Annotated in this window: 21 protein-coding genes and 1 tRNA gene; 12 read left to right on the forward strand and 10 right to left on the reverse strand. The window is 40.0% G+C overall.

From position 1 onward, the window contains the following. The first annotated feature begins 73 nt into the window (after positions 1–73). Positions 74–1,291: an RsmB/NOP family class I SAM-dependent RNA methyltransferase gene (locus L2737_RS11720; RefSeq protein ID WP_248955817.1), complete on the forward strand. Its 1,218-nt coding sequence runs from the start codon at positions 74–76 to the stop codon at positions 1,289–1,291. A 345-nt stretch (positions 1,292–1,636) separates the two neighbouring features. Continuing rightward, positions 1,637–3,889, forward strand: coding sequence for a sensor domain-containing phosphodiesterase (locus L2737_RS11725; protein ID WP_248955818.1), 2,253 nt, complete (start codon positions 1,637–1,639; stop codon positions 3,887–3,889). Positions 3,890–3,897: 8 nt separating this feature from the next. On the opposite strand, the gene L2737_RS11730 is transcribed toward L2737_RS11725, so the two are convergent. After that, entirely contained in the window at positions 3,898–4,317 is a 420-nt protein-coding gene (locus L2737_RS11730) for a secondary thiamine-phosphate synthase enzyme YjbQ (RefSeq protein WP_248955819.1), read from the reverse strand. A gap of 451 nt (positions 4,318–4,768) precedes the next feature. After that, positions 4,769–5,884 (reverse strand): alanine dehydrogenase, encoded by a 1,116-nt coding sequence (gene ald, locus L2737_RS11735; RefSeq protein ID WP_248955820.1) that lies wholly within the window; start codon positions 5,882–5,884, stop codon positions 4,769–4,771. Positions 5,885–6,063: 179 nt separating this feature from the next. On the opposite strand from ald, the gene lrp reads away from it, so the two are divergent. From lrp to L2737_RS11770, 7 genes are all read left to right on the forward strand, one after another. Beyond that, positions 6,064–6,570 (forward strand): leucine-responsive transcriptional regulator Lrp, encoded by a 507-nt coding sequence (gene lrp / locus L2737_RS11740; RefSeq protein WP_055026025.1) that lies wholly within the window; start codon positions 6,064–6,066, stop codon positions 6,568–6,570. 253 nt (positions 6,571–6,823) lie between these two features. Then, positions 6,824–9,673: a DNA translocase FtsK gene (locus L2737_RS11745; protein ID WP_248955821.1), complete on the forward strand. Its 2,850-nt coding sequence runs from the start codon at positions 6,824–6,826 to the stop codon at positions 9,671–9,673. A 104-nt stretch (positions 9,674–9,777) separates the two neighbouring features. Further along, positions 9,778–10,416: an outer membrane lipoprotein periplasmic chaperone LolA gene (lolA, locus tag L2737_RS11750; RefSeq protein ID WP_248955822.1), complete on the forward strand. Its 639-nt coding sequence runs from the start codon at positions 9,778–9,780 to the stop codon at positions 10,414–10,416. Between the two features lie 8 nt (positions 10,417–10,424). Beyond that, entirely contained in the window at positions 10,425–11,756 is a 1,332-nt protein-coding gene (locus L2737_RS11755) for a replication-associated recombination protein A (protein ID WP_248955823.1), read from the forward strand. Then, a complete protein-coding gene (crcB, locus tag L2737_RS11760; RefSeq protein ID WP_371997797.1) occupies positions 11,749–12,135 on the forward strand; it encodes a fluoride efflux transporter CrcB in 387 nt (128 codons plus the stop codon). Before L2737_RS11755 ends, crcB begins: the two co-directional genes overlap by 8 nt. An 18-nt stretch (positions 12,136–12,153) precedes the next feature. Continuing rightward, a complete protein-coding gene (serS, locus tag L2737_RS11765; protein ID WP_248955824.1) occupies positions 12,154–13,440 on the forward strand; it encodes a serine--tRNA ligase in 1,287 nt (428 codons plus the stop codon). A 146-nt stretch (positions 13,441–13,586) separates the two neighbouring features. Further along, complete coding sequence (locus L2737_RS11770) at positions 13,587–14,267, forward strand: hypothetical protein (protein ID WP_248955825.1); 681 nt, start codon at positions 13,587–13,589, stop codon at positions 14,265–14,267. A 184-nt stretch (positions 14,268–14,451) separates the two neighbouring features. On the opposite strand, the gene L2737_RS11775 is transcribed toward L2737_RS11770, so the two are convergent. From L2737_RS11775 to punR, 6 genes are all read right to left on the reverse strand, one after another. Next, complete coding sequence (locus tag L2737_RS11775) at positions 14,452–14,790, reverse strand: TusE/DsrC/DsvC family sulfur relay protein (protein WP_102526187.1); 339 nt, start codon at positions 14,788–14,790, stop codon at positions 14,452–14,454. Further along, positions 14,784–15,074 (reverse strand): sulfurtransferase complex subunit TusB, encoded by a 291-nt coding sequence (gene tusB / locus L2737_RS11780; RefSeq protein ID WP_248955826.1) that lies wholly within the window; start codon positions 15,072–15,074, stop codon positions 14,784–14,786. Before tusB ends, L2737_RS11775 begins: the two co-directional genes overlap by 7 nt. A 2-nt stretch (positions 15,075–15,076) precedes the next feature. Next, positions 15,077–15,433, reverse strand: a complete 357-nt coding sequence (gene tusC, locus L2737_RS11785) for a sulfurtransferase complex subunit TusC (protein ID WP_102526185.1) — start codon at positions 15,431–15,433, stop codon at positions 15,077–15,079. Between the two features lie 37 nt (positions 15,434–15,470). Next, the gene (gene tusD, locus L2737_RS11790) at positions 15,471–15,860 is read right to left on the reverse strand and encodes a sulfurtransferase complex subunit TusD (protein ID WP_102526184.1); all 390 of its coding nucleotides are present in this window, start codon (positions 15,858–15,860) and stop codon (positions 15,471–15,473) included. 97 nt (positions 15,861–15,957) lie between these two features. Then, on the reverse strand, positions 15,958–16,620 hold the full coding sequence (locus tag L2737_RS11795; protein ID WP_102526183.1) for a Bax inhibitor-1 family protein: 663 nt from the start codon (positions 16,618–16,620) through the stop codon (positions 15,958–15,960). Between the two features lie 354 nt (positions 16,621–16,974). Further along, complete coding sequence (gene punR, locus L2737_RS11800) at positions 16,975–17,877, reverse strand: DNA-binding transcriptional activator PunR (RefSeq protein ID WP_102526182.1); 903 nt, start codon at positions 17,875–17,877, stop codon at positions 16,975–16,977. Between the two features lie 126 nt (positions 17,878–18,003). Here punR and punC point away from each other — a divergent pair, with 126 nt between their 5' ends. From punC to L2737_RS11815, 3 genes are all read left to right on the forward strand, one after another. Then, positions 18,004–19,281 (forward strand): purine nucleoside transporter PunC, encoded by a 1,278-nt coding sequence (gene punC / locus L2737_RS11805; protein ID WP_248955827.1) that lies wholly within the window; start codon positions 18,004–18,006, stop codon positions 19,279–19,281. An 81-nt stretch (positions 19,282–19,362) separates the two neighbouring features. Further along, positions 19,363–19,453 (forward strand) — tRNA-Ser (locus tag L2737_RS11810). Between the two features lie 1,082 nt (positions 19,454–20,535). After that, a complete protein-coding gene (locus tag L2737_RS11815) occupies positions 20,536–20,862 on the forward strand; it encodes a site-specific integrase (protein ID WP_248955828.1) in 327 nt (108 codons plus the stop codon). Positions 20,863–20,903: 41 nt separating this feature from the next. Here the strand turns inward: L2737_RS11815 and L2737_RS11820 are convergent, their stop codons facing one another. Together L2737_RS11820 and L2737_RS11825 are read right to left on the reverse strand one after the other, a co-directional pair. Beyond that, a complete protein-coding gene (locus L2737_RS11820) occupies positions 20,904–22,343 on the reverse strand; it encodes a sulfatase-like hydrolase/transferase (RefSeq protein WP_248955829.1) in 1,440 nt (479 codons plus the stop codon). Between the two features lie 111 nt (positions 22,344–22,454). Then, positions 22,455–24,449 carry a CRTAC1 family protein gene (locus L2737_RS11825; RefSeq protein ID WP_248955830.1) on the reverse strand — a complete coding sequence of 665 codons (1,995 nt, stop codon included), beginning with the start codon at positions 24,447–24,449 and terminating at the stop codon, positions 22,455–22,457. Positions 24,450–24,682 lie beyond the last annotated feature (233 nt).

The following is a 24,682-nucleotide window of genomic DNA, read 5'->3' on the forward strand; positions in this document are numbered from 1 at the left end:
AGCGTCCGTTAGCTCCTATGATCCAATCGCTTTTCTGTATTAACTTCTTTTTCTTTACTCTGTGAGATCCCCAATGCTGACTTTCCCACTTTCTGGCAGTTCATCTGAACTGGTAATTGATGTGCTAACCATGGTGTTAACTGATGGTAAACCATTAGACAGAGCATATTCTCACAACTTTTCTGGTATGCAATTTCCGCCTGCAGAACTTGCTCGTATCACTACAGTAACGGGTGATATTCTTCGTCGTTTGAATTTATATTGCTACTTAGTTGATATGAAAGCAGATGATATCGAAAGAATGGGGTCAAAGTTACTCAATGGATGGCATTTATTCCATGAACTTGAAATACCTAAGATGGAATATGCATTACAAGTTGATGCAGACGATTTTGCCGCGCGTATCGCAGAAGCTAAAACGCAGCCAGCATTATGGGACGGTTGTCCTGAGTGGTTAGATACTTTAGGTGCTGAGCAATTAGGTGATAAATGGCCAGCAGAAAGAGCAGCGTTAGCAGCAGTACCTAAACGTTATATCCGAGCTAATTCTTTAAAAGGGACTAGAGAAGAATTAAAGCAACGTTTAACCAAAGAATTAGTCGCAACAGCAGAAGTTGAAGGGGTAGAAAGTGCCCTTGAAGTTCGCTCTGACTCTGCTTTATTTAAAACAAAAGCATTTAAAGAAGGTTACTTTGAGCAGCAAGACGCTGGCTCACAACTTGTCGCAGCCGCTGTTGATGCAAAACCGGGTATGCGAGTTGTAGATGCATGTGCAGGGGCAGGTGGTAAGACATTACATATTGCAGCGCAAATGAAAGGTAAAGGCCGTTTGTTAGCGATGGATGTTGAGCAGTGGAAACTCGACAATTTAAAGACTCGTGCTCGTAGAGCCGGTGCGCATAATGTTGAGACACGCATTATTGCCAGCAGTAAAACCATTAAACGCTTAAAACTTACCGCAGATCGAGTGCTACTTGATGTGCCTTGTTCTGGTCTTGGGGTGCTTAAACGTAATCCAGATTCAAAATGGCGTGACACGCCAGAACGCCTGCCGGTATTAATTGAGCTACAAAAAGATATTTTACAAAGCTACAGCCGTATGGTGAAAGTCGGTGGGATGCTTGTGTACGCAACTTGCTCGATTATGCCGGATGAAAACCGTAACCAAGTTGATGCATTTATTGCTGCAAATCCTCATTTTAAATTAATCGATGATGAAGAAATTTTGGTTTCAGAACATGGTTTTGATGGTTTTTATTTAGCCCGTATGGAACGTGTAAGCGAAGCCTAACTTTTGAGTTAGTTGTTGTTTGAATATTTTCAGTTATCTTGGAGTAAGTACTCAGTAAAATTCTAAAGAATTGTTTCAAATAAAATCTAACGATAAACACATCATTAAAAGCAGTATTGTCAGCAGACAATACTGCTTTTGTTATTTTTAGAGCATAAAAATAGCTAATTCTCATTCAAACCAGATTAATCAAATGTTTGTCCTTTTTGCAAAGAGTACACTTGTTGGTCACTTGTAATGCTTTTGTTGATTTTATCTTTAAATATGCATAATCTTCATAATATATATGATGCAGTCAAACTGTCATAAACAGTTCGCACTAGGTTTTTAAATCGTAGGAGCTCTATGGATAGCGCGCAGTATAAAGTGAATGATTTTGTGAGTAGCGATGTTTTAACACATCGCTCTTCAAGCATTGAGCGTTATAGCACGATTTTATCTATGGTACTGGAAGGCTCACCACTTCGCGAAATACTCCATTCTTTAGTTTTATCCATTGAAGCACAAAAAATAGGTACCAAAGCCTCGGTTTTATTAATCAGTAATGATAAAAAGCGTTTACTTAATGGTGCAGCACCTAGTTTGCCAGAAGAGTACAACCAAGCTATTCATGGGGTTGAAATTGGCCCTGAGATTGGTTCATGTGGCGCAGCAGCTGCCACAGGTAAGCGGGTTATCGTTGAGGATATTGAAACCTCTCCTAATTGGGCAGCCTTTAAAGAATTACCCCTAAAAGCGGGACTAAAGGCCTGTTGGTCAGAGCCTATTATTGATTCAAATGGTGACGTTTTAGGAACGTTTGCCATGTATTATGATACCAAGAAATCTCCCTCAGCATTAGATCTCGAATTAATTCAAGAAGCGGCCAAGTTAGCCAGTTTATCAATAGAGCGTAGCCAGGCTTTACACTTACAACAACTAACCAGTCGAATATTTAGTAAGTTACCTATGGGATTAGTGATCACAACAGATTCCCATTCCTTATTACTTGTAAACCCAATGTTCAAAACCATTACTCGAGATTTTACTGCGGACAAATCTGTATTTGAGCCAGAAGTCTTTTTTGAAAGATCTGATGAAAAAGCATTAAGCTCGATGCTTAAAAATTTAACAAGAGGCAATACGTGGCAAGGGGAGTTGGTTGGTTATAAAAGAAATGGCCAAACATTTGATGCTGAAGTCACGGTGACTACGTTCAGAGATTATCATGGTGAGCAAAATTGTTTCTCTTGGTTAATAACAGATATTAGCGAACATAAAAGTGCGAATAAGCTGATTCACTTTCAAGCTAATAATGATGCATTAACCAGCCTTGCTAACCGAAGATGTTTTTTAGATAAAATATATGATTATGTCTGGCAGCATGAACGCACAAAACAAAATAATATTGCTTGTAGTGTGCTGCTAATGGACATAGATAACTTTAAGTTAATTAACGACAGCTTGGGTCATGAAAATGGTGACTTTTTGCTTAAAGAAGTGTCTGACCGTTTAAGTTTAATTTCGCCATCCAATAGTATGTTAGCAAGAATCGCTGGTGATGAATTTGGTTTGTTTATCCCAGGTCTAATCACCGATAATGAACTTATCGCACTCGCGAAACAGATTAACCAATCAGTTACGGAAGTTGTGGTTATTGAGCAGCAACAAATACATCCATCGATGAGTATCGGTATTGCGCGTTACCCTGAAGACTCAACCATTGTTGAATCACTGATTAATTTTGCTAGTCAAGCAATGTATGACGTTAAATTAAAAGGTCGTAACAGCTATCAATTCTTTAATAAAGAAATGCAAAAAAACGCTGAACGTACGGCTTACCTGCAAATGGAACTCAATAAAGCGTTAAACGAAGAAGCATTTGAACTGTATTTTCAGCCTATTGTTTCAGCCAAAACCTCGAAAATAGAAAAGGCTGAAATTCTATTACGCTGGCAATTAAATGGTGAGTTTATATCTCCTGAAGAGTTTATCCCAATCGCAGAGCAGTCAGGGCTGATTGTTCCTATTGGTAAATGGGTAAGACAACAGGCATTAATGATCATTGCAGAGTGCTGGCGACAGGGTGAACCGATTGCATTATCAGTAAATGTCTCTACTTGTGAATTTTTAACTGACGATTTGCAAAAACAGTTTCTCCAGTGTTTTGAAGAGTTCATGGACCAACAAACAGAATCTGACTTCCCATTATCATTGCTGACGCTTGAAATTACCGAGTCATTGATGATGGATCAGCACCAGAATATTGAGAGTCTATTGAATCAACTCAGAAGTTGCGGGATTAAAATTTCGGTAGATGATTTTGGTACTGGTTACTCATCGTTATCCTACCTTGCCAATTTTCCTGTGGATCAAATTAAGATTGATAAGGCTTTCATTCAAAAAATTGAACAAGGACCCCGTCATAGGGCACTTGTTGAAGCGATTGCAAGCATGAGTAATGCATTAGAACTTGCGGTAACGGCTGAAGGGGTAGAGACCCAAGCACAATTGGATTTCGTAAAAAACAATAAAGTTGATGCTATACAAGGTTACTTTTTTTACAAACCTATGCCGCAGCAAGCATTCTTCGACTTGATTAGCCAGAATAATTTATGACTTAAGCACTACTCACCTTGAATTGTAATCACCATATGTCGCTGACCGCCATGATTACGATGCTCGCCAAGATAGATCCCTTGCCACATTCCTACCGCTAATTGACCATCACTAATTGGAATCGACAGCTCACAACCTAATAGGCTCGATTTTAAATGTGCAGGCATGTCATCACTACCTTCATAGGTGTGCACATAGTAAGGCTCATTTTCAGCCGCAGTTATATTAAAGTAAGACTCAAAATCTTGCCTAACACTGGGATCGGCATTTTCATTAATTGTGATAGACGCTGAGGTGTGTTGTAAGAACACGTGCATTAGCCCGATTGAAAAATTCGATAATTCAGGGATCTGCTTTAATATTTCATCAGTCACTAAATGAAACCCACGTGGTTTAGCCGTTAAGGTTATTTGTTTTTGAAACCACATTTTCTTCTCTTTATTTCGTTAATTTAGGTTCAAATTGTAGAGATTTTTGGTGAAAACGCCAACAGTCAAAAACACTGCTATAAAAAATTTCAGCAGGATAAAACGCTATTGGCTGTTAAATTCTATTTTATAGTCCCTTTTATTGACTTGCATTAGCTGAAAGCCTTGTTGTATATGGGTTGTGAGTGGTGTTTGGGAATTCGTGTCATTTTACGATGATTTTTTTCGAGGTATTAAAAAAGTCCAAATTGACTGTCTGATTGTAGTAAAAAACTCAGCACACAGGTGTAAGCTGTGTGTAAAACGAACGATTGATACAAAGTGTTGCAATTGTTTGTGGTTGATTAATCTCAACTTTAGTTTAAAAGAAAAGAGGGTAGGCACAAAAAAACCGCTCTAAGAGCGGTTTTTAAACTAAAAATGGCGACGTTAATTAACGGCCTATTTAGTATTAACCAAGCATAATTTTTGGTTCAGTAAACTCAAGCTCTAATGCTTCAGCCACTTCTTTACAGACTAGTTTACCGTGAATAACGTTAAGGCCATTCAGTAAGTGCTGGTCAGCAAGTAGTGCTTTTTTATAGCCTAAATTAGCAAGTTTAAGAATGTATGGCAGGGTTGCATTGTTCAGTGCAAACGTTGATGTACGGGCTACAGCGCCCGGCATGTTAGCCACACAATAGTGAACAACATCATCAACAATGTACGTCGGCTCTTGGTGTGTTGTAGCGTAAGATGTTTCAACACAACCACCTTGGTCGATAGCCACATCAACAATAGCACTGCCAGGTTTCATGCGTGAAATCATGTCACGCGTCACCAATTTAGGCGCAGCTGCGCCAGGGACTAATACGCCGCCAATGACTAAGTCAGCATCAATTACATGACGTTCAATCGCATCTGCAGTTGAGTAAATTGCTTTAACTGACGAGCCAAATTGAACGTTTAAACGACGTAATGCATCAATGCTACGGTCAAGTACAACTACGTCTGCGCCCATGCCCACAGCCATTTGTGCAGCATTTGTACCTACCATGCCGCCGCCAATAATAACCACTTTGGCAGGTTCAACACCTGGCACACCGCCAAGCAACATACCACGGCCGCCTAATGACTTTTCAAGGGCGCGAGCACCAGCTTGAATTGACATACGACCAGCCACTTCTGACATTGGTGCAAGTAGTGGTAAGCCACCACGATCATCAGTCACTGTTTCATAAGCGATACATACTGATTTACTTTTAATTAAGTCTTCAGTTTGTGGCATATCAGGGGCTAAATGCAGGTATGTAAATAGGATCTGATCTTCTCGCAACATAGCGCGCTCAATGGCTTGAGGTTCTTTAACTTTTACAATCATGTCTGACTGAGCAAACACTTCTGCGGCAGTTTCTAGAATAGAAGCACCAGCGTCAATATAATCTTGATTGGTAAAACCAATGCCAATACCAGCATCGGATTGTACGAATACATCATGACCTTTAATCGTTAGTTCTCTAACGCTTGAAGGAACCATACCTACGCGATATTCGTGGTTTTTGATTTCAGTAGGGATACCAATAATCATTTTGTGCCTCTATTTAATCAGTTGTCGTTGTTGACAGTTCAATTGTTATTATAATCGTTCGCCTGAACGTGCTTATTTCAGGGAAGTCTAGTATAGTGCCCAAGACGCAGTTTATGCTGCTAAACTTTACACATTAAAAGATGAATATGTTGTTTTTGTGCTAAAGCAAGGTTAATAATATGGCAAATAATAAAAAAAATTCTGTAAAAGATTTAGATCGGATTGACCGTAATATCCTCAATGAACTTCAAGTTGATGGTCGCATATCAAACGTGGAGTTATCGAAACGAGTAGGGCTTAGTCCTACTCCTTGTTTAGAGCGAGTTAAGCGTCTTGAGAAACAAGGTTACATTAATGGCTACACTGCATTAGTTAACCCTCATTATCTTGGTGCATCTTTACTTGTATTTGTGGAAATCACGTTAACACGCGATACGCCTGATATTTTTGAGCGCTTCAACAAAGCGGTTCAATTACTCGATGATATTCAAGAATGTCATTTAGTATCTGGAGACTTTGATTATTTATTGAAGACTCGAGTATCTGATATGTCAGCATATCGTCGTTTATTAGGTGAGACACTACTTAAGTTGCCATCAGTTTCTGATACTCGTACTTATGTGGTCATGGAAGAAGTCAAACAAACTAATAAAGTCGCATTAAATTTATTAGCGGATAGCTACTAAACTTTCTGACCAATAAAAATAAAGGGCATTGCCCTTTATTTTTTTGTCCAAAATTTGTTCACACTTAAAAAATGTCACTTATCGGTGTAAAAGTAACCAAATGATTCATGGATAATTAAATTTTGGTTAAGCATCCATCTATCTGAAAACATTAGGTTGAGCTTGGCTTATTGCCATTGCATAATCACTGCAACATCAATGATATTCTGTTATTGTTATCATTCTTCTTAAATTCTTATTCGGGTGTTTTCGTTTGTCTCAGGGAAAAAGTCTTCAAACACTTAGTGGCCTTCAACGCCTTCTCGAAGGTGGATTGATTATATGTTGCATGACAGCAACCTACATTCTTCTTGCGCTCAGCAGTTTTGATCCTAGTGATCCTGGCTGGAGTCAGTCTCATTTCCAAGGTGAAATCAATAATCTTACAGGCGCAGTAGGGGCTTGGACTGCCGATGTGCTGTTTTATTTCTTTGGTTTTATTGCCTATTTAATTCCGGTCATCATAGCGGCCACTGGTTGGTTTATTTTTAATCGCACTCACAAATTATTTGAAATAGATTACTTTTCTGTGGGATTAAGGATCATTGGTTTTATGTTGATGGTGTTGGCATTAGCAGCGCTTGCGAGTATGAATGCCGATGATATGTACGTTTTTTCTGCAGGTGGTGTTGCTGGTGACGTTATTGGCCAAGCCATGTTGCCGTACTTTAACAACCTGGGGACCACATTACTGTTACTGTGCTTTATTGGTGCTGGTTTTACATTAACCACAGGGATCAGTTGGTTAACTGTGATTGAAGCGACAGGCTATGGCACCATATGGTGCGTGAAGAAACTGATCAGTCTTCCAAGTTATTTCAATGGTTCAAATGAAACTGAAGACACGCGTGGCTTTATGTCTGTGGTTGATAAGTTTAAGCAAGGCCGTGACAAAAATAGTGAAGAAGAGGATGTGATTGATGGTGAAGTGCAATCCTCAAATGAACAGCCTTCAAATAATGAAAAAGCACCGGAACGTCATTATGGCGGTAAGTTAGAACCGCAGTTTGATGTTGTATCTGACAACACTGACAATCACATAGCAGACGATGAGTACGAAGAAGAGCCTGCCAAACAATCTGTTTTTGCACGAATGAAGTCTAAAATCAATCCGCGCCGTGAAGAATCACAAGATGATGATCAAGATGCTGAAATTGATAGCGAAACTCAAACTCAAACTCAAACTCAAACTAGGGTAGAGCCTCAGGTTAGCATTAACAACACCGCAGATGAATCAAGCCAACCATGGGTTGCGTCAGGTGATGCGCCAGCAGTTGATTTAACAAATGCTAATCAATTAGATCCGCAGCAAATTAATGACGAAAGTATCGAGTTTGGCGATGAGTTTGAACGCACGACATCTATTGGTGCAACCGTGATGGCTGCGGCAGTTAAAAATCAGCAAAGTGATGACCAACAAAGTGAAAAGCAATTAACTGAGCAGCAGCAAACGAATGCGGCGCAATCTACAGCGCCAGTAGCTTCAGATAAACCGTATATAGCGGAAGGTATCGTGGTAATTCCAGGACAAGAGCCACAGGTTGTTATGAGTCAGCCACGTGTTGCCATGCCGCCTTTACCGAGTATTACCTTACTTGATGTCCCTGATCGAAAAGAAAACCCAATCACAAAAGATGAGTTAGATATCGTAGCTCGCTTAGTGGAAACCAAGTTAGCTGACTTTAACATCGTAGCCAATGTTGTTGGCGTATTCCCAGGTCCTGTTGTTACCCGGTTTGAGTTAGAGCTTGCTCCAGGTGTTAAAGCGTCAAAAATTTCTAATTTGTCTAAAGATTTAGCGCGTTCTTTGCTGGCTGAAAGTGTCCGTGTCGTAGAGGTCATTCCAGGTAAAGCTTATGTGGGTCTTGAGTTACCTAATAAGTTCCGTGAAACCGTGTTTATGCGCGATGTACTTGACAGCAAAACCTTTGAAGAAAGCCAGTCAAATCTATCAATGGTGTTAGGTGAAGATATTGCAGGCGACCCAGTGGTTGTTGATTTAGGCAAAATGCCGCATTTACTGGTTGCGGGTACGACAGGCTCTGGTAAGTCAGTTGGTGTGAATGTGATGATCACCAGTATTTTGTATAAGTCTGGACCAGAAGACGTACGCTTCATCATGATTGACCCGAAAATGCTTGAGCTGTCTGTTTACGAAGGCATTCCACATTTATTATGTGAAGTGGTGACAGACATGAAAGAAGCGGCCAATGCACTACGTTGGTGTGTCGGTGAAATGGAACGCCGATATAAGTTAATGTCGGCATTAGGTGTGCGTAATCTTAAGGGCTACAACACCAAGATTAAACTTGCAAAAGAAGCGGGAACACCGATTGTAGACCCGTTATGGAAATCATCTGAAAGCATGGATGAACAAGCACCTGAGTTAGATAAATTACCTTCGATAGTTGTAGTGGTCGATGAATTTGCTGACATGATTATGATTGTCGGCAAAAAAGTAGAAGAATTGATTGCCCGTATTGCCCAAAAAGCACGTGCAGCTGGTATCCATTTAATCTTAGCGACTCAGCGTCCTTCGGTCGATGTGATTACTGGTTTGATTAAAGCGAACGTACCTACTCGTATAGCATTCCAGGTATCTTCACGTATCGATTCACGTACCATTTTAGATCAACAAGGCGCTGAAACCTTGCTAGGCATGGGTGATATGCTTTACTTGCCACCAGGTACCAGTGTGCCTATTCGTGTGCATGGTGCATTTATTGATGATCATGAAGTACATAAAGTGGTTGCCGATTGGCATGCCCGTGGTAAACCGCAATATGTCGAAGAAATTCTTAATGGCGTTAGTGATGGTGAGCAAGTGCTGTTACCTGGTGAAACCGCAGAAACCGATGATGATACTGATCAGTTATATGATGAGGCTGTCGCTTTTGTTACTGAAACCCGCAGAGGCTCTATTTCCAGTGTTCAGCGTAAATTCAAAATCGGTTACAACCGCGCAGCCAGAATTATCGAAATGATGGAGACACAAGGTATTGTCAGCACGCAAGGCCATAATGGTAACCGTGAAGTGTTAGCACCGCCACCACCACGTGGTTAATCAGATAATGCCAGCAAACGTTAAACGAAGTTTAATCTTAGTTTGTTAGGCCTAAATGCTACATTGAAATAACGATTACGCTCTTAGAAGTAGTAGGAAAGAATATGAAAAAATGTGTTGGTTTATTATCAATTATCACGGCGCTGTTTATTACGCCGGTTCACGCTGATGATTCAGCAGAACTACGTGAAAAACTGAAAACATTGGCATCTTTAAAAGCTGACTTTAGCCAAGTCGTTACCGACATTAATGATAAAGTCATTCAGTCAGGCCAGGGCGTTTTTGCCCTTGCTTATCCTAATAAATTCTACTGGCATTTAACTCAGCCGGATGAATCTTTAATTGTTGCTGATGGTCAAGACTTGTGGATATTTAACCCATTTGCTGAAGAAGTTACCGTGATGGACTTTGCTGATGCTGTCGAAGCTTCGCCGATTGTTTTACTTGTTCATAGAGATGAAGAAACTTGGGCGCAATACCATGTTGGTCAAGTAGAGCCTGAGTCAGGAAAAGCCTGTTATATGATTAAACCTAAATCACTCGAAAGCAGTGTAGTTACGGTAAAAGTCTGTTTTGATCACACTCAACTAACCGATTTTAATCTATTGGATGAGCAAGGTAATCACAGTCAGTTCATGTTAACCAATCAAGCCAGTGTGACAGAAGACGAGCAATCATTGTTTGAATTTGTCGTACCGGCAAACGTTGATATAGACGATCAACGTAATAGCCCTGCGCAATAAGGTTTACCGTGTCTAACTTAGGCTTTGATTTCTCACCCGACTTTCGTCCTTTAGCTGCAAGAATGCGCCCGAGGGAAATCAGTGAATACGTTGGTCAAAGCCATTTGCTTGGTGAAGGCCAACCGTTAAGACAAGCCCTTGAAGCCAATCGTGCTCATTCAATGCTCTTGTGGGGGCCGCCTGGCACAGGCAAAACCACTCTAGCAGAACTCGTTGCTCATTATGCCAATGCTCACGTTGAGCGGATTTCTGCGGTGACCTCAGGGGTTAAAGAAATTCGCGCTGCGATTGAGCAAGCAAAAGCAGTTGCGCAAAGTCGTGGTCAACGCACATTATTATTTGTTGATGAAGTACATCGATTTAACAAAAGTCAACAAGATGCATTTTTGCCGTTTATTGAAGATGGCACGGTCATTTTTGTTGGTGCAACGACTGAAAACCCATCGTTTGAGCTCAATAACGCATTATTGTCACGAGCAAGGGTGTATCTCATTAATCGCCTAGATGGTGATGATATTGCTCAAATTATAAATCAAGCATTAACTGACACTGAACGTGGTTTTGGCAAGCGACATTTCAACATGCCAGATGATGTTATGCAGCAATTAGCTGCCACATCAGATGGAGATGCCCGCAAAGCACTTAACTTATTAGAGTTAATGAGCGACCTAGTCAGTGACAATGACAGCTTTACCCAAGAGATGCTTACTCAAGTTGCTGGCCATCAGATGGCCGCATACGATAAAAATGGCGATCAATTTTACGATTTAATTTCAGCAGTGCACAAGTCAGTGCGTGGTTCATCGCCAGATGCTGCGCTGTATTGGTATTGCCGCATTTTAGAAGGCGGCGGCGATCCTTTGTATGTTGCAAGGCGACTGCTTGCGATAGCTTCTGAAGACATTGGTAATGCCGATCCAACGGCAATGAATATTGCCCTCAATGCTTGGGATTGTTTCCACCGAGTTGGGCCCGCAGAAGGTGAACGAGCCATTGCGCAAGCGATTGTTTATTTAGCCAGCGCGCCCAAAAGTAATGCTGTCTATACCGCATTTAAAGCGGCTCGAACACTTGCTAGAGAAACTGGCCATGAGTCAGTACCTGATCATTTACGAAACGCACCGACTCAGCTTATGAAAAACATGGGGCTTGGCGCGGAATACCGCTATGCTCATGATGAACCTGGTGCATTTGCACCCGGTGAAAATTATTTTCCTGAGTCACTGCAGCAAAGCCAGTTTTATTATCCAACTGAACGTGGTTTTGAAAAAAGAATTAAGGATAAGTTGGCCCATTTAGCTGAACTTGACAGAACAAGTGAGGTAAAACGCTATGATTAGCTTGACCAATATCATGTTTGTGGCACTTGGCGGCTCAATTGGTGCAGTTTTTCGCTATGTTATTTCAATTTTAATGCTTCAGCTATTTGGAAGCAGTTTCCCTTTTGGTACACTGTTAGTCAATATATTGGGATCATTCTTGATGGGCATCGTTTATGCCATCGGTCTTGAAACAAGTCACCTAAGCCCAGAAATGAAAGCCATGGTTGGTGTTGGGCTATTAGGCGCGTTAACGACTTTTTCAACGTTTTCCAATGAAACATTATTGCTCATGCAAGAAGGACTCTTCTTAAAAGCAATTCTCAACGTGTTGTTGAATGTCACGCTATGTATTTTCATGGTATATGTCGGCCAGCAGCTAGTAATTTCTCGCATTTAACTATTAAGAATATAAAACATGTTAGATCCAAAATTTTTGCGTAACGAACTTGAAGTCACAGCTGAGCTTTTAGCTAAACGTGGCTTTATCCTTGATGTTAGCCGCCTTACTGCCTTAGAAGAAAAACGTAAGTCGCTACAAGTGGAAACAGAAGAATTACAAGCGTCCCGTAATGCAATCTCTAAATCCATCGGTCAAGCTAAGTCTCGTGGCGAAGATGTCAGTGAAATCATGGCGAAAGTAGGGGATTTAGGTTCTCAACTGGATGCGAAGAAAACTGAACTAGCTGAGTTATTAGCTGAGTTAAATGGTATTGCGATGAGCATGCCTAACTTGCCTGATGATGCAGTACCTGCTGGCGCTGATGAAAATGACAATGTTGAAGTGCGCACATGGGGCGAGCCAACTAAATTTGATTTTGAAGTCAAAGATCATTTAGACCTTGGTGAAGGCTTAGATGGCTTAGACTTTAAAAGCGCAGTTAAAATTACCGGCTCACGCTTTATCGTAATGAAAGGTCAAATTGCGCGTTTAACCCGTGCAGTTGGTCAGTATATGTTAGATCTTCATACTGAAAAACACGGCTATACAGAAATGTATGTGCCGTTATTAGTGAACGAAGAAAGCTTACTGGGTACGGGTCAATTACCAAAATTCGGTGAAGACTTATTCCACACCAAACCAGCGACTGAAGAAGGTCAAGGCTTAAGCCTTATCCCTACTGCTGAAGTGCCATTAACCAATATGGTTCGTGATACGATTGTTGAAGAAGCAAATTTGCCTCTTAAAATGACAGCATTAACATCTTGTTTCCGAAGTGAAGCTGGCTCTTACGGTCGTGATACTCGTGGTTTAATTCGTCAACATCAGTTTGATAAAGTAGAACTTGTTCAAATCGTTAAGCCAGAAGATTCAATGGCAGCACTTGAAGAATTAACTGGTCATGCTGAAAAAGTACTACAAGGTTTAGGTCTTCCATACCGTACTATGATCTTATGTACTGGCGACATGGGCTTTGGCGCTGCTAAAACTTATGATTTAGAAGTATGGTTACCTGCGCAAAACACGTACCGTGAAATTTCTTCTTGTTCAAACATGAAAGATTTCCAAGCACGTCGTATGCAAGCGCGCTACCGCGGTGTTAATGATAAAAAGCCAACGCTTTTACATACACTGAATGGTTCTGGTTTGGCAGTAGGGCGCACAGTGGTAGCGATTCTTGAAAACTACCAAAATGCTGATGGCTCAATTACTATTCCTGAAGTGTTACGTCCGTATATGCGTGGACTTGAAAAGATTGCTTAGTAGATAACACTAATAGCGATCGACATTGCCAAAGGTTAACAGTCCCTTTGGTAATGGGATAAACAATAAAACCAAACATCATGTTTGGTTTTTTTATGGCAACAAATCATTTGCTGTTGTCCACCACTTAAAAAGTAAAGATGAAGATGTTAGAAATCGAATATGTCATAGATGGGATGTCGACAAAGATGTATGTCGACAAAACGCATTTCTTTAAGTTATCTGATAACCAATGGGTTTTAGCTGGTGATTTGGCGGTTAGAGCAAGTATCATCGCTAGTAGTGGCACTGCTGCATCTATAGTCACAGTGATTGAAATTGACCCTAGGTACCATTATTGTGATGTTAAATTGAGTCATAATCATCATTTCTTTGTCACCAAAAATCCAAGTTCAGCACTAGATAAAAATTGTGAAATAGCGCCAACCGACCCCCTTGAATTAATCCCCTATGAGTTAGCCAATAAACCTTCTTACCACCCCAATGGTGAACCAACAGGGCACCATAGCGGCCCGTGGGTTGCGGCGAGACATATTAATCATAAGGGTGAACACATCTTTGGTTGGGGCAGAGCAGATGACGTAATGTGTGCTGAAGATGCAGCGGTCAATGATTTGAAAACTAAAGTTGGCGGCGATACATTATTGAACCGTAAAAATGTCACCATATCCCATGCATATATTCGTAAATACACTAAAAAAGGCCGGCTAATCAATAAAATGAGCCCTTGTACATATTGCCGTGAAAACTATGGCTCAGCTTTAAATGATAAAACGGTGGGAGAAAGTGACTTAATTAAACCTGGGCGAGATTACCTGCCAGAGTAGAAGTTAGCTTAAAGGTAACTGTATGATTTTAAAGCTAATTATTGTTAATTTAACTTGCTCTTATCTCAATTTATACAAACCTAATGTCTCTAGGTCGTATTAAACTAAAGTGACCTAAATCGAGTAAAGTAATCCAAATTGTGTAAACTAAGATAAGAGCAGTGTTTCATTTTCTACTGTAAAATCAGATGCATTTAGCTGGTTTTGGTAACCCAGCTATCTTAGTTGCCTGTTTAGCCGGTCCGACAGGGAAAAGGGTATACAAGTATTTAGAGTTACCTTTATCAGCGCCTAATGACTGACCTATAGCCTTAACCAATACACGTATTGCAGGACTGGTTTTAAACTCTAAGTAAAAATTTCGCACAAAATTAATCACTTCCCAATGTTGCTCGGTGAGTTCAATCTCTTCAGTTGCTGCCAATGTTGGCGCCATTTCTGGCGACCAGTCTGTGTAATTTTTTAAATAACCTTTAGCATCAACTTCAATGTGTTGACCGTTAAATTCAAATGATTCTACCAAGTGATCACCTTAGTGTGTTGCAATGTAGCCAGTACAAACTGGTCATAATCAATGATTGAGATATTGGCTGATTGAGGTAAACGCTCGCTTAGGCCTCTGGCTTCAATGTCTTCAATTAACACATACAGTTTGAAGTCAGCCAAGCGTTGTTGCCATTGAGTATTGAGTAAACAATTTAGCGCATCGTCAGCGAGTAAAATGCTGTCTTGAGCATCAATGTAACGTAAACAAGTGCTAAGGGCGTTATCAGCCGTTACTGAGCTTTGAATATGGTGCAATATCATAGTTAGTAGACCACCACTTCATTTGCCTGCTGAATTAATAGCTGTATCTGTTTAACACTCGCCATTTCAGCTTCAAAATTAAATTCACTTTCTTTTAAACCAAATTGTTTAGCTGATTCTTGGCAAACCAAAACAGTGTCAATATCATATAAACTAAGCGCTTTAAAAGTGGCTAAGTAATCCTTACTGCCGACGAGTTCAGGCTGCTGTTCAGGCAATAAATGTAAAACCGCTTCATCAGTAAATACCACACTGACTTCTTGCTCAAAGCTTGCACTTAACATGGCAAAATCGAGTCCTTCGCGACTTGAAGTATTGCCTATTGGGCTATGTCTAAAGATGACACATACTTTTTTCATTAACTGAGTACCTTTGTCTTACCGCTGTATTTAATCATTAGAAACAAATCAATCTATCTGATTGTTCAATACCGGTAACGAGTTCACCGAGTCCGCCCATTGTGAATTTGTCACTGGCGTTGAAAGCATCTTTACGGTTTTCGTTTGCATCCTGTGCCGACAAAACCCCACGCCTTAAGGCAGCAGAAACACAATTAACAAGATGTAGATTATGTTCAGTAGCGAGTTTAGTCCAAGCTCGATGTAAATCATGCTCGTCAGAGGCGGGACAAATTAAAGCGCTACTGTTCATCACACCATCTTGATAAAAGAAAACATGACTGACTTGATGGCCCAAAGACAAAACGCTTTCAGTAAAACGAAGGGCGCGGAAACTGGCGGTAGAGCCATAAACTGTGCCATTAACTTGGATAATAAATTTATTCATAACAATAAAAAATGGCTCCTGTAAGGGAGCCATTTTAGCGTAGTTAGCTGATTAATCACAAGGTCATAAATAAGTGATTAATACCGATACTCACTGATTAATCATCGTTACCCATGCCTAACAAGTGTAGTAGGGCCATGAATAAGTTAATGAAGTTTAAGAATAATGAGATTGTTGCGCGAATATAGTTTGTTTCGCCACCATTTACGATACGGCTTGTATCATAAAGGATTAAACCAACCATAATCATCGCTACAGCTGCTTGCAGTGCCATAAACATCGCGCCGCTGTTTACAAAGAACATGTTGATTAAAGAAAGACCAATAACCACAAGTAAACCAGCAAATAAGAAACCACCCATAAAGTTAAAGTCTTTCTTAGTGGTGATTGCGTATGCTGATAATGAGATAAAGATGACTGAGGTTAAACCAAAGGCTTGCATAATAAGCTCTGGGCCATTCGCCATACCAACATAATGGTTAAGAATGTAACCTAGTGATGCACCTTGCATACCTGTAAATGCGAAAACCCAAGCTAAACCCGAAGCATTATCGGCTTTTTTCAAGGTAACCATCATGACTACGATACTGCCTAGTGATAGACCGATAGACATGAAAGGACCGATGTTCATCGCCATTGCAACACCAGCCATTACAGCTGCGAATGCTAATGTCATGGACAATAACATGTAAGTGTTTTTAATGAGTTTGTTGGTTTCCATCGTCGTAGCTTGTTGGCCCGACAAAGTTTGTTGATTCATAACAGTCTCCAAGACGTTAAAAAAATGATGTTCCTATATTAGAAAGCTTTGGAACATACTGATAAATTACTAATGACTTAAGTTGATGATACCTGAGCTTTACTACAGCTTAAAGTAATCTTCGTAAACGAATTGCATCGGATCAATAAGTATTGTGTAAATCAGAGAGCTAACTCACCTGATTACCTAAAAAAGGCTTATTAAAAGGCTAATTGGATCACGCTAAATCCAATGATCATAATGCCATTGTTAAAAAATTAGCTTAACTGAACATTAAATCTGACATTTGGCTCATTACAATTGAATAACTGGCTTAATTAATTGATAAAAATGAAACATCAGCAATTTCGTCGTTTACGCTAACCACTCTCGATGCAGTTTATCTGTATCACCTAGATAATCTAATACCCATTCCAATGCCGGAGACATCTTTTCTTGGTTCCATGCTAAACAGCAAGGGCTGGCATTCTTTGGGTTCTCAAGTGTTTTAGAAATTAACGAACCTGATTGAATAAACGGTTTAGCAAGGTTCAGCGGCATATAGCCAATACCTGAACCATCCCTGAAACAGTTTATTGCGCGGATCCAGTCTGGCACGACCAAACGTCGCTGATTATCGAGTAACCATGTCGTGCGTTTTGGGATTTCTCGCGACGTATCTTCAAGACAAATAGAAGGGTACTGACGTAGTTCATCATCTGAAAGCGGTGTTTCAATATCGGCCAGAGGATGATTTTTACTGACCAAGAACGCCCATTCAATGTCGCGCATGTCTTTATATTGAAAAACGCCACCGACAGGGATAGCGGTGGTTGCGCCAATGGCAATGTCACTTCGACCAGTTGCCAATGCTTCCCAAACACCATTGAAGACTTCAATGCGGATGATAAGTTCTACATCGCTAAAGTGGCGGTAGAAGTCGGCAATTAATACGCTAATCCTATCTGCACGGACAATATTATCTAGTGCAATGGACAAAGTAGGCTGCCAGCCATTTGCGACACGCTGAGTACTGCGCTTTAAGTCGTTCATTTCAGCTAGTAGTTCTCTTGCATGTTGCACGAAGTGTTTACCTGGTTCAGTTAAGCTTACACTACGATGATGCCTTTCAAACAAAATGACACCAAGTTCGTCTTCTATTTGTTTAACGGCATAACTGACGGCTGATGGAACTTTGTGTAATTGATTGGCCGCAGCGGTGAAACTACCGACACGCGCGACTATATCTATCATTTCCAATGCTTGTTCTGAAAGCATGAAGGGCTATCCTTTGCTATGAAAAATTATGAATGCAGTCATCAAAAGTAAACGTTTCACAAAGTTTTTGCAAGTCATTAGACTGCACGCAGTTTTTAATAGTCTCAACTTGGAATACCTTTTTACATGAACAATGCATCATCCATTACCACTAATTCAAAGTCTGCAAATTTGCAGTACTTTATTTTGTTAGGTTACCTCGCTTTACTGAGTATGCTGGGCTTTATTGCTACAGATATGTATTTACCTGCATTTCAGAATATTGCAGATTCATTTTCTACTAGCTTAAATAATGTGGCCTTTTCATTAACCACCTTTTTGGCAGGCTTAGCGCTAGGGCAATTATTATATGGCCCACTAGTTGAAAAAGTAGGTAAGCAAAAAGCATTAATCATCGGTCTTGCATTGTTTGCAGCGGCCAGCGGCACGATCGTTGCTAGTGAATCAATTGTGATGCTTAATATTGCGCGATTTTTTCAAGCGTTGGGTGCATGTAGTGCTGGCGTGATTTGGCAAGCGATTGTGGTTGAAAAATATGATGCTGAAAAAGCACAGAAAATATTTTCAAACATTATGCCGCTTGTTGCACTTTCACCAGCAGTTGCGCCACTGATAGGTGCATCAATTGTCAGTAATTTTGGCTGGCGTGCTGTCTTTATCACATTGGTGATTATTGCATTGTTATTAATTGTATTAACTAAGTGGTTAGTTGCGGCTGAGACCAAGCAAGCGGAAGTACAAGAGAGCATTAGCTACAAGTCGATTTTAAAAAATACGCATTATCTAGGTAATGTGGTCATTTTTGGCGCTTGTTCCGCTGCTTTCTTCAGTTATTTAACGGTTTGGCCAAGTGTAATGATCAAGTACGGTTATGAAGCGCAGGCCATTGGCTTAAGCTTTATTCCTCAAACCATTATGTTCATTGTAGGTGGCTACATGAGCAAGGTGTTGGTGAAAAAGCTTGGCGCACCGACAGCACTTAAGTATGTATTAGCGCTGTTCTTTGTGTGTGTTGCTGCAATTGCTATCGTGACATTAGTTATGAAAATTGAAAGCATTTACCCATTACTGATCGCTTTTTCAATTTTAGCTGCTGGTAACGGTGCAATTTATCCTATCGTAGTGAACAATGCGCTGCAGCAATTCAGTAAAAATGCGACTAAGGCGGCTGGTTTACAGAACTTTATTCAAATTGGTATGGCATTTGGTGCATCGAGTATTGTGGCTCTGTTAGCCCAATATGCTGAAATGACCATTGGTTTAGGGGTGTCATTAAGTGCTGTAGGCGTGTATTTGGGCTACTTATTATCAAAGCATGATAACTGGACTTCAGTTAAACAATGTTTTGTAAAGCCCGATCCTGCTCGAATTAGCGCCTATGCTGATAAAAATTCAGCAGAGTGATGCCATCTTAAGCAAACGGTAAGTTTTATGTAAAGTTATGCTTTACAGAACACTTCGAGGACATTATTATTCTCGGCGTTCGGAGAGATGGCAGAGTGGTCGAATGCACCGGTCTTGAAAACCGGCATGGGTTTGTAGCCCATCTAGGGTTCAAATCCCTATCTCTCCGCCATATTTAGAAAAGCCCGCTAATTTATTAGCGGGCTTTTTGCTATCTAGAATTTAATATATAAAACAACATAGGTTTGTAGTTCATCAATGTAGGGTTCCTCTTTCAAAAATACGCTATCTCTCCGCCATATTTAGAAAATCCCGTTACTGCAAAGTAACGGGATTTTTGCTTTGTGGAATATGAAGTTTCACTGAAAAGGTTTGTAGCGCATCAGTGTAGGGTTCAACTCCTTATCTCTTCGCCATATTAAAGACGAAAGGCTCATCAGATATGATGAGCCTTTTTTCGTTCTTGCGTATTTATAGTTAAACATGGGTTTGTAGTTCATCAATGTAGGCTTCCTCTTTCAAAAATACGCTATCTCTGCCATATTTAAGAAAATCCCGCTGTTTTATAGCGGACTTTTTACTATCTAGAATTTAGTAAATAACACTGCATAGGTTTGTAGCACATCAATGTAGGGTTCAAACCACCATCTCTACGCTATATTTATAGAAGTCCACTAATTTATAGCGGGCTTTTTGCTATCTAGATATTCGAAAAATAGTTAAGTAATGGTTTGTAGCACATTAATGTAGGGTTCAAATTTCTATCGCTGAGCTATAACAAATGCGAGTAAGGTCGTTGATTATCAGCGGTTTTTTTCTGGCATTTGAGGGGCTTTCTGAGAGGATTGGCTCAGACAATGTACCTACCTTTCACATAAGCAAAGCTCCCAATAGCGTGTACTTCATACGTACCTTTTTAGACAAATCGTTACGCGATAAAGTTTTTCCTTTTGATATTAAAGTTTCTTTGTTGACTCGTAACAGAACACAAGCGGTTATTCGTAATATCGATGTCGCAGGCGCGCTGAAAAAACAATCAATGCCATAGGTCATCAAACCTGTATTAAGGACTTTATTCGTTATGCTGAATTTGTAACGTCAAAAAGAAGTCAGTTTTTAGACCACTATCTATTAAATAACTTGAACAGCGAACCTGTCACTTTATTGAGTTACTGACAACAATCGGTCACCGGTCACCGGTCACCAAAATGCACTCAAACTATTTGCACTAACGATATTACCTCGGTCGATGCGATGAAGTACCGTGATGAGCTACTCACGCAGGGCAGAAGTTATAAAATCAATAAAGAATACTTAGCGGCCAGATTTCAGTTTTTTAAGTGGTGTAAGTTGATGAACTACTGCAGCCAAAATCCATTTGAAAACGTGACTGTAGGGCAAAAGCCCAAAGTTAAAGCCAGCCAAGAAAGAGACCGTTGGAATGCGAGTGATTTAAAAAGGCTAATACATTCAGCAGGATTTAAAGCTTCAGCAGTGGACTTTAAGTGGGTTAGCCGATTGATGCTTTATGGCGGTCTAAGACCATCAGAGTCGTGTCAGTTAAATCCCGTGATTTCGTAACTAGACCATTCATACAACACCTTAGTTTCGATGATTAGTAATCACTGTTTAATTTGATAGGGTTTTATTTGCGTTGCTTGTTGTAGATTACGCCGCTGAAGTTGTTCATAAAAGTTATCCATTTCTTGTTGGTATTCCCAAGATTGTTGCAATAGATTGTTTTGATTTTGCTCATTCCACTCATTCCATAATCTTGCTAGTTCAGATTGTGCTTGGGGCATTTGATCTACTCGATTTTTAGACTCATAAGGATCATTTTTCATATCGAAAAAACTGCGTCCAACATTCGGTAAAGGTTGATTCATATATTTATAATCTACTGTACGAACAGCATAGATATCACTGGCCTCTTCTAAACGCCAAAATAAAGCCTGATGAGGGCTACCTGAATTGTTACCCGTAAGGTAGGGGATAAGATTCACGCCATCAAGTTGTTTGTCTGATGCCTCTGCAATCGCCACAGACGTTGCCGCAATATCTAGAGATGACACTAATCCATCAAATGTTTGTCCTGGTTGAATTCTTTTTGGCCAGTGCGCAATGAAAGGAACGTGTATACCACCTTCTAGTAATGCAACTTTTCCGCGGCGAAAAGGGCCATTACTTGCCCAATTACTCTCTGGTTGCCACTCTTCAGGGTAAACTCCACCATTATCAGATAAAAAAATGATTAAGGTATTATTTAATAGTTCATTTTGACGAAGAGTGTTAACCACTATACCAATACCTTGATCCATTACATCAATCATTGCCGCATAAATTCGTCTGTTGGGATCTTCAATATGACTATATTTTTCTATAACGTGTTCAGGGGCTTCTAGAGGGGTATGAGGTGCATTGTACGATAAATACATGAAAAAAGGCTTTTGTGCATTATCAGTAATAAATTTAGCGGCATCTTTACTTAACGCAGTTGTTAAATACTCATCAAATTCAGCTATACCGGTATTTCGCATAATCGGTAATGTATATCCATCACCTCCAACAGTGACTTTATTTGGCATATAGTGATGGCCACCATCTAAAAAGCCATAAAAATAATCAAATCCTCGATTATTAGGTTGGAATTGTGGTGCACCGCCGAGATGCCACTTTCCAATCACCGCAGTGGTGTATCCTACTGATTGTAATCGTTGAGGAAAGGTTTTTTCACTCAAAGTTAAGCCCATATATTTATCGTTAGGTGCATAACTGACATTATTCTCCATCCCAAAACGGGCTTGATACCGTCCTGTTAGTAGACCAGCACGTGATGGCCCACAATACGGGTGAGTGACATAGCCATTTTTAAATATGATTCCATTTTTAGCCAGATTATCTAAATTGGGTGTTTTTATTTGTGTTGAGCCTGTAAACCCAACATCACCATACCCTAGATCATCTGCAAGAATTACCACGATATTTGTTTTTTCAACATTTGCATTGGTATGAAAACTTATAAACAACAAAGTTATTAAGCTATAAATCAAATGTTTTTTCATTGTTCTAAACTTCCTTATTATGGTTATATTATGGTTTACGCTAGGGAACCATACGGCTCATCGCCTGACCTTCATATTCATGTTTGAGTTGCCATAAAGGTCTCTAAAGAGTTAATTCCCCATACTAATCCATTGACTTGCGGCAACGTCATGTTGTTGTAACTGGCTATTATCTCGCCACGTAACGGTTATTGTTTTTACTTGATTTGCTTCACCCAAACCAAAGTGAGCTATGTTCATCAAGCTTTGAGAGTGTGCCGCGCTAATAGAGCCTACAGTAAATACTTGTTTGTCAATTTTACCTTTCGCTTGAGTGGCGGACTTTTGATGATATTCAATCACTACTTTTGCCCCTAATGGGTCAATACCTGAAGCGCTGTAACCTACATTCACAATAATAAAGTTGGCTTTACTGGCAGCTTGTGCAACACCTCCTAGGTTGTTAAACACCTGCCACTGACCGTTATCATCGTCACCACTAATGATGTCTACAAAACCGTCTTTATCAATATCGAACGCCGTGCCCATATCGCCATGGGCTTGAGAACCTAATGCAGTAGCGCCATGGCCTTCAACCTGAGTAAATTGACCTTGATGATTAAGCAGTAATATATCTTCAACTCGTTTATTAAGTTCACCAAATCGGTAAACAAAAAAGTCTGAATAGGTATTATTGTCAAAGTCTGCGCTGATTACTCCCCAATTGTTATGCTTAGATTGAGGAGGAAGCCTTGAAGATGCGTCTACAAAGCGGCCATTATCATTAACAAGTAATATGTCATCTACCCCTAACGCTTGTGGCTGCCAATCAGGCTGAATGGAGGTCACTCCAGTAATAGAAGCTCTGATATCCCAAGCAAGATTGTCGTTTAGTTTCCAATCCAGTCGCCATTGATGCTGGCCCTTATTTTCTCCTTGTTGAATTTGCCCCACATAATGGATGTACCAGCCAGACTCGGTTATTGTCGGTTTGCCTTTGGCTAATTCAGGCGTCAAGGTAATGGATCTTTTTGGTGGATCGATTCGGGCATGATGTTGGCCAATAAACACCGGTAACTTGATAAGCTTTGGTCCACGAGGGAAATGATAAAAGTCGCCTAATTTAATGGGGCCTTGGCTGGTAAAACTAATACCGTCTTGGCTTTTATTACCTTCATCACGAATATCTAAGCGGGTAGTTTTTTTATCAAAAGAAAGCGCGTTATTAGCTATTTGATAATAAGACTTGCCCCTTGCTAAATATAAGTCTGTATCGCCATCATTTTCTATGTCAGTTTGGGCTATCGCAGTAACAAAGCCAACATCTTGCAAGTGAGCTGGTAAATACTGTTTCGTGGCATTTTCATATTGGCCATTGATTTTTCCTAGCCATATTTGTAGCGCTGAATAAGCATTAAAGGTAATTAAATCTGGATATTGATCATCATTTAATTGGCTTATCAAGATTTTTTCTGCATCAATGTCTTCAAATAATGGACTTGAATGATATTTGAATTTCCCATCCCCCTGATTAATAAATAACAAATTACGCGGTACATCTTCGGTTATCATTTTTTCAGCGTTAATTTGAATTAAGTCTAAATCACCGTCGTTATCGACATCTAACCAACGGGCTGAGCGTCCTCTTGCTCCCATATTTGCTAGCCCACTTTGTACCGTTACATCAACAAATTTACCTCGCTGCTGTTTGAATAAGCGCGGTGGTTTAGGTTGTGTACCATTACCACCACCTAAAGTGATAATGACGTCAACTTCACCATCATTGTCATAATCAGCAGCGGAAATACCATGGACATCAGCTTGCGCTAACAAATGCGGTCCGCTAGTAAAAGCCCCCTTGTTACTGCCATAAAATAACTGAGTTGGCCATTGGTCATGATTAGTTAGCAGCAAGTCATAATTGCCATCTCTATTTAAATCAACAGTTACAGGGCCGCCATATTTCCAAGCTGGAAAAGAACTTAAGCGACTTTCTTGGGTTACCTTGTTAAACATCGGTGTAGGGGGAGTAGCTGCAAGTACATAATGATTATTAAATGCCATCATGCAAATTAGCCCAACAATTGAAATTCCATTCCTATGCTGAGTAAGTCGTCTGTTGTTCATAAAGTACCCCTTTTAAATTTTGTTAACATTAAACAATGCAACTATAAATGTAAATGGCTATTAATCCTTCATGTTTAATTAGTGATGGCTCATTAGTAAGCAGTGTTTTGTTTGAAATGCGACGATTACCGAGTGAATTAATTTGTCCTTTGAAGTTAACTTAAGCTTTACATTAAAATTACATAAGTGTAAATTGTTAACAATAAATCGAAAACATTACCTGGTAGCGAATC

It is taken from the genome of Shewanella electrodiphila (assembly GCF_023283985.1).
GTDB classification, from domain to species: Bacteria; Pseudomonadota; Gammaproteobacteria; order Enterobacterales; family Shewanellaceae; genus Shewanella; species Shewanella electrodiphila.

Excerpts from the sequence above, each read along its gene's own strand:
- L2737_RS11720 (WP_248955817.1), top strand. The coding sequence starts at position 74 with ATGCTGACTTTCCCACTTTCTGGCAGTTCATCTGAACTGGTAATTGAT.
- L2737_RS11725 (WP_248955818.1), top strand. The coding sequence starts at position 1,637 with ATGGATAGCGCGCAGTATAAAGTGAATGATTTTGTGAGTAGCGATGTT.
- L2737_RS11730 (WP_248955819.1), bottom strand. The coding sequence starts at position 4,317 with ATGTGGTTTCAAAAACAAATAACCTTAACGGCTAAACCACGTGGGTTT.
- ald (WP_248955820.1), bottom strand. The coding sequence starts at position 5,884 with ATGATTATTGGTATCCCTACTGAAATCAAAAACCACGAATATCGCGTA.
- lrp (WP_055026025.1), top strand. The coding sequence starts at position 6,064 with ATGGCAAATAATAAAAAAAATTCTGTAAAAGATTTAGATCGGATTGAC.
- lolA (WP_248955822.1), top strand. The coding sequence starts at position 9,778 with ATGAAAAAATGTGTTGGTTTATTATCAATTATCACGGCGCTGTTTATT.
- crcB (WP_371997797.1), top strand. The coding sequence starts at position 11,749 with ATGATTAGCTTGACCAATATCATGTTTGTGGCACTTGGCGGCTCAATT.
- serS (WP_248955824.1), top strand. The coding sequence starts at position 12,154 with ATGTTAGATCCAAAATTTTTGCGTAACGAACTTGAAGTCACAGCTGAG.
- L2737_RS11770 (WP_248955825.1), top strand. The coding sequence starts at position 13,587 with ATGTTAGAAATCGAATATGTCATAGATGGGATGTCGACAAAGATGTAT.
- tusB (WP_248955826.1), bottom strand. The coding sequence starts at position 15,074 with ATGATATTGCACCATATTCAAAGCTCAGTAACGGCTGATAACGCCCTT.
- tusC (WP_102526185.1), bottom strand. The coding sequence starts at position 15,433 with ATGAAAAAAGTATGTGTCATCTTTAGACATAGCCCAATAGGCAATACT.
- tusD (WP_102526184.1), bottom strand. The coding sequence starts at position 15,860 with ATGAATAAATTTATTATCCAAGTTAATGGCACAGTTTATGGCTCTACC.
- L2737_RS11795 (WP_102526183.1), bottom strand. The coding sequence starts at position 16,620 with ATGAATCAACAAACTTTGTCGGGCCAACAAGCTACGACGATGGAAACC.
- punR (WP_102526182.1), bottom strand. The coding sequence starts at position 17,877 with ATGCTTTCAGAACAAGCATTGGAAATGATAGATATAGTCGCGCGTGTC.
- punC (WP_248955827.1), top strand. The coding sequence starts at position 18,004 with ATGAACAATGCATCATCCATTACCACTAATTCAAAGTCTGCAAATTTG.
- L2737_RS11815 (WP_248955828.1), top strand. The coding sequence starts at position 20,536 with ATGAAGTACCGTGATGAGCTACTCACGCAGGGCAGAAGTTATAAAATC.
- L2737_RS11820 (WP_248955829.1), bottom strand. The coding sequence starts at position 22,343 with ATGAAAAAACATTTGATTTATAGCTTAATAACTTTGTTGTTTATAAGT.
- L2737_RS11825 (WP_248955830.1), bottom strand. The coding sequence starts at position 24,449 with ATGAACAACAGACGACTTACTCAGCATAGGAATGGAATTTCAATTGTT.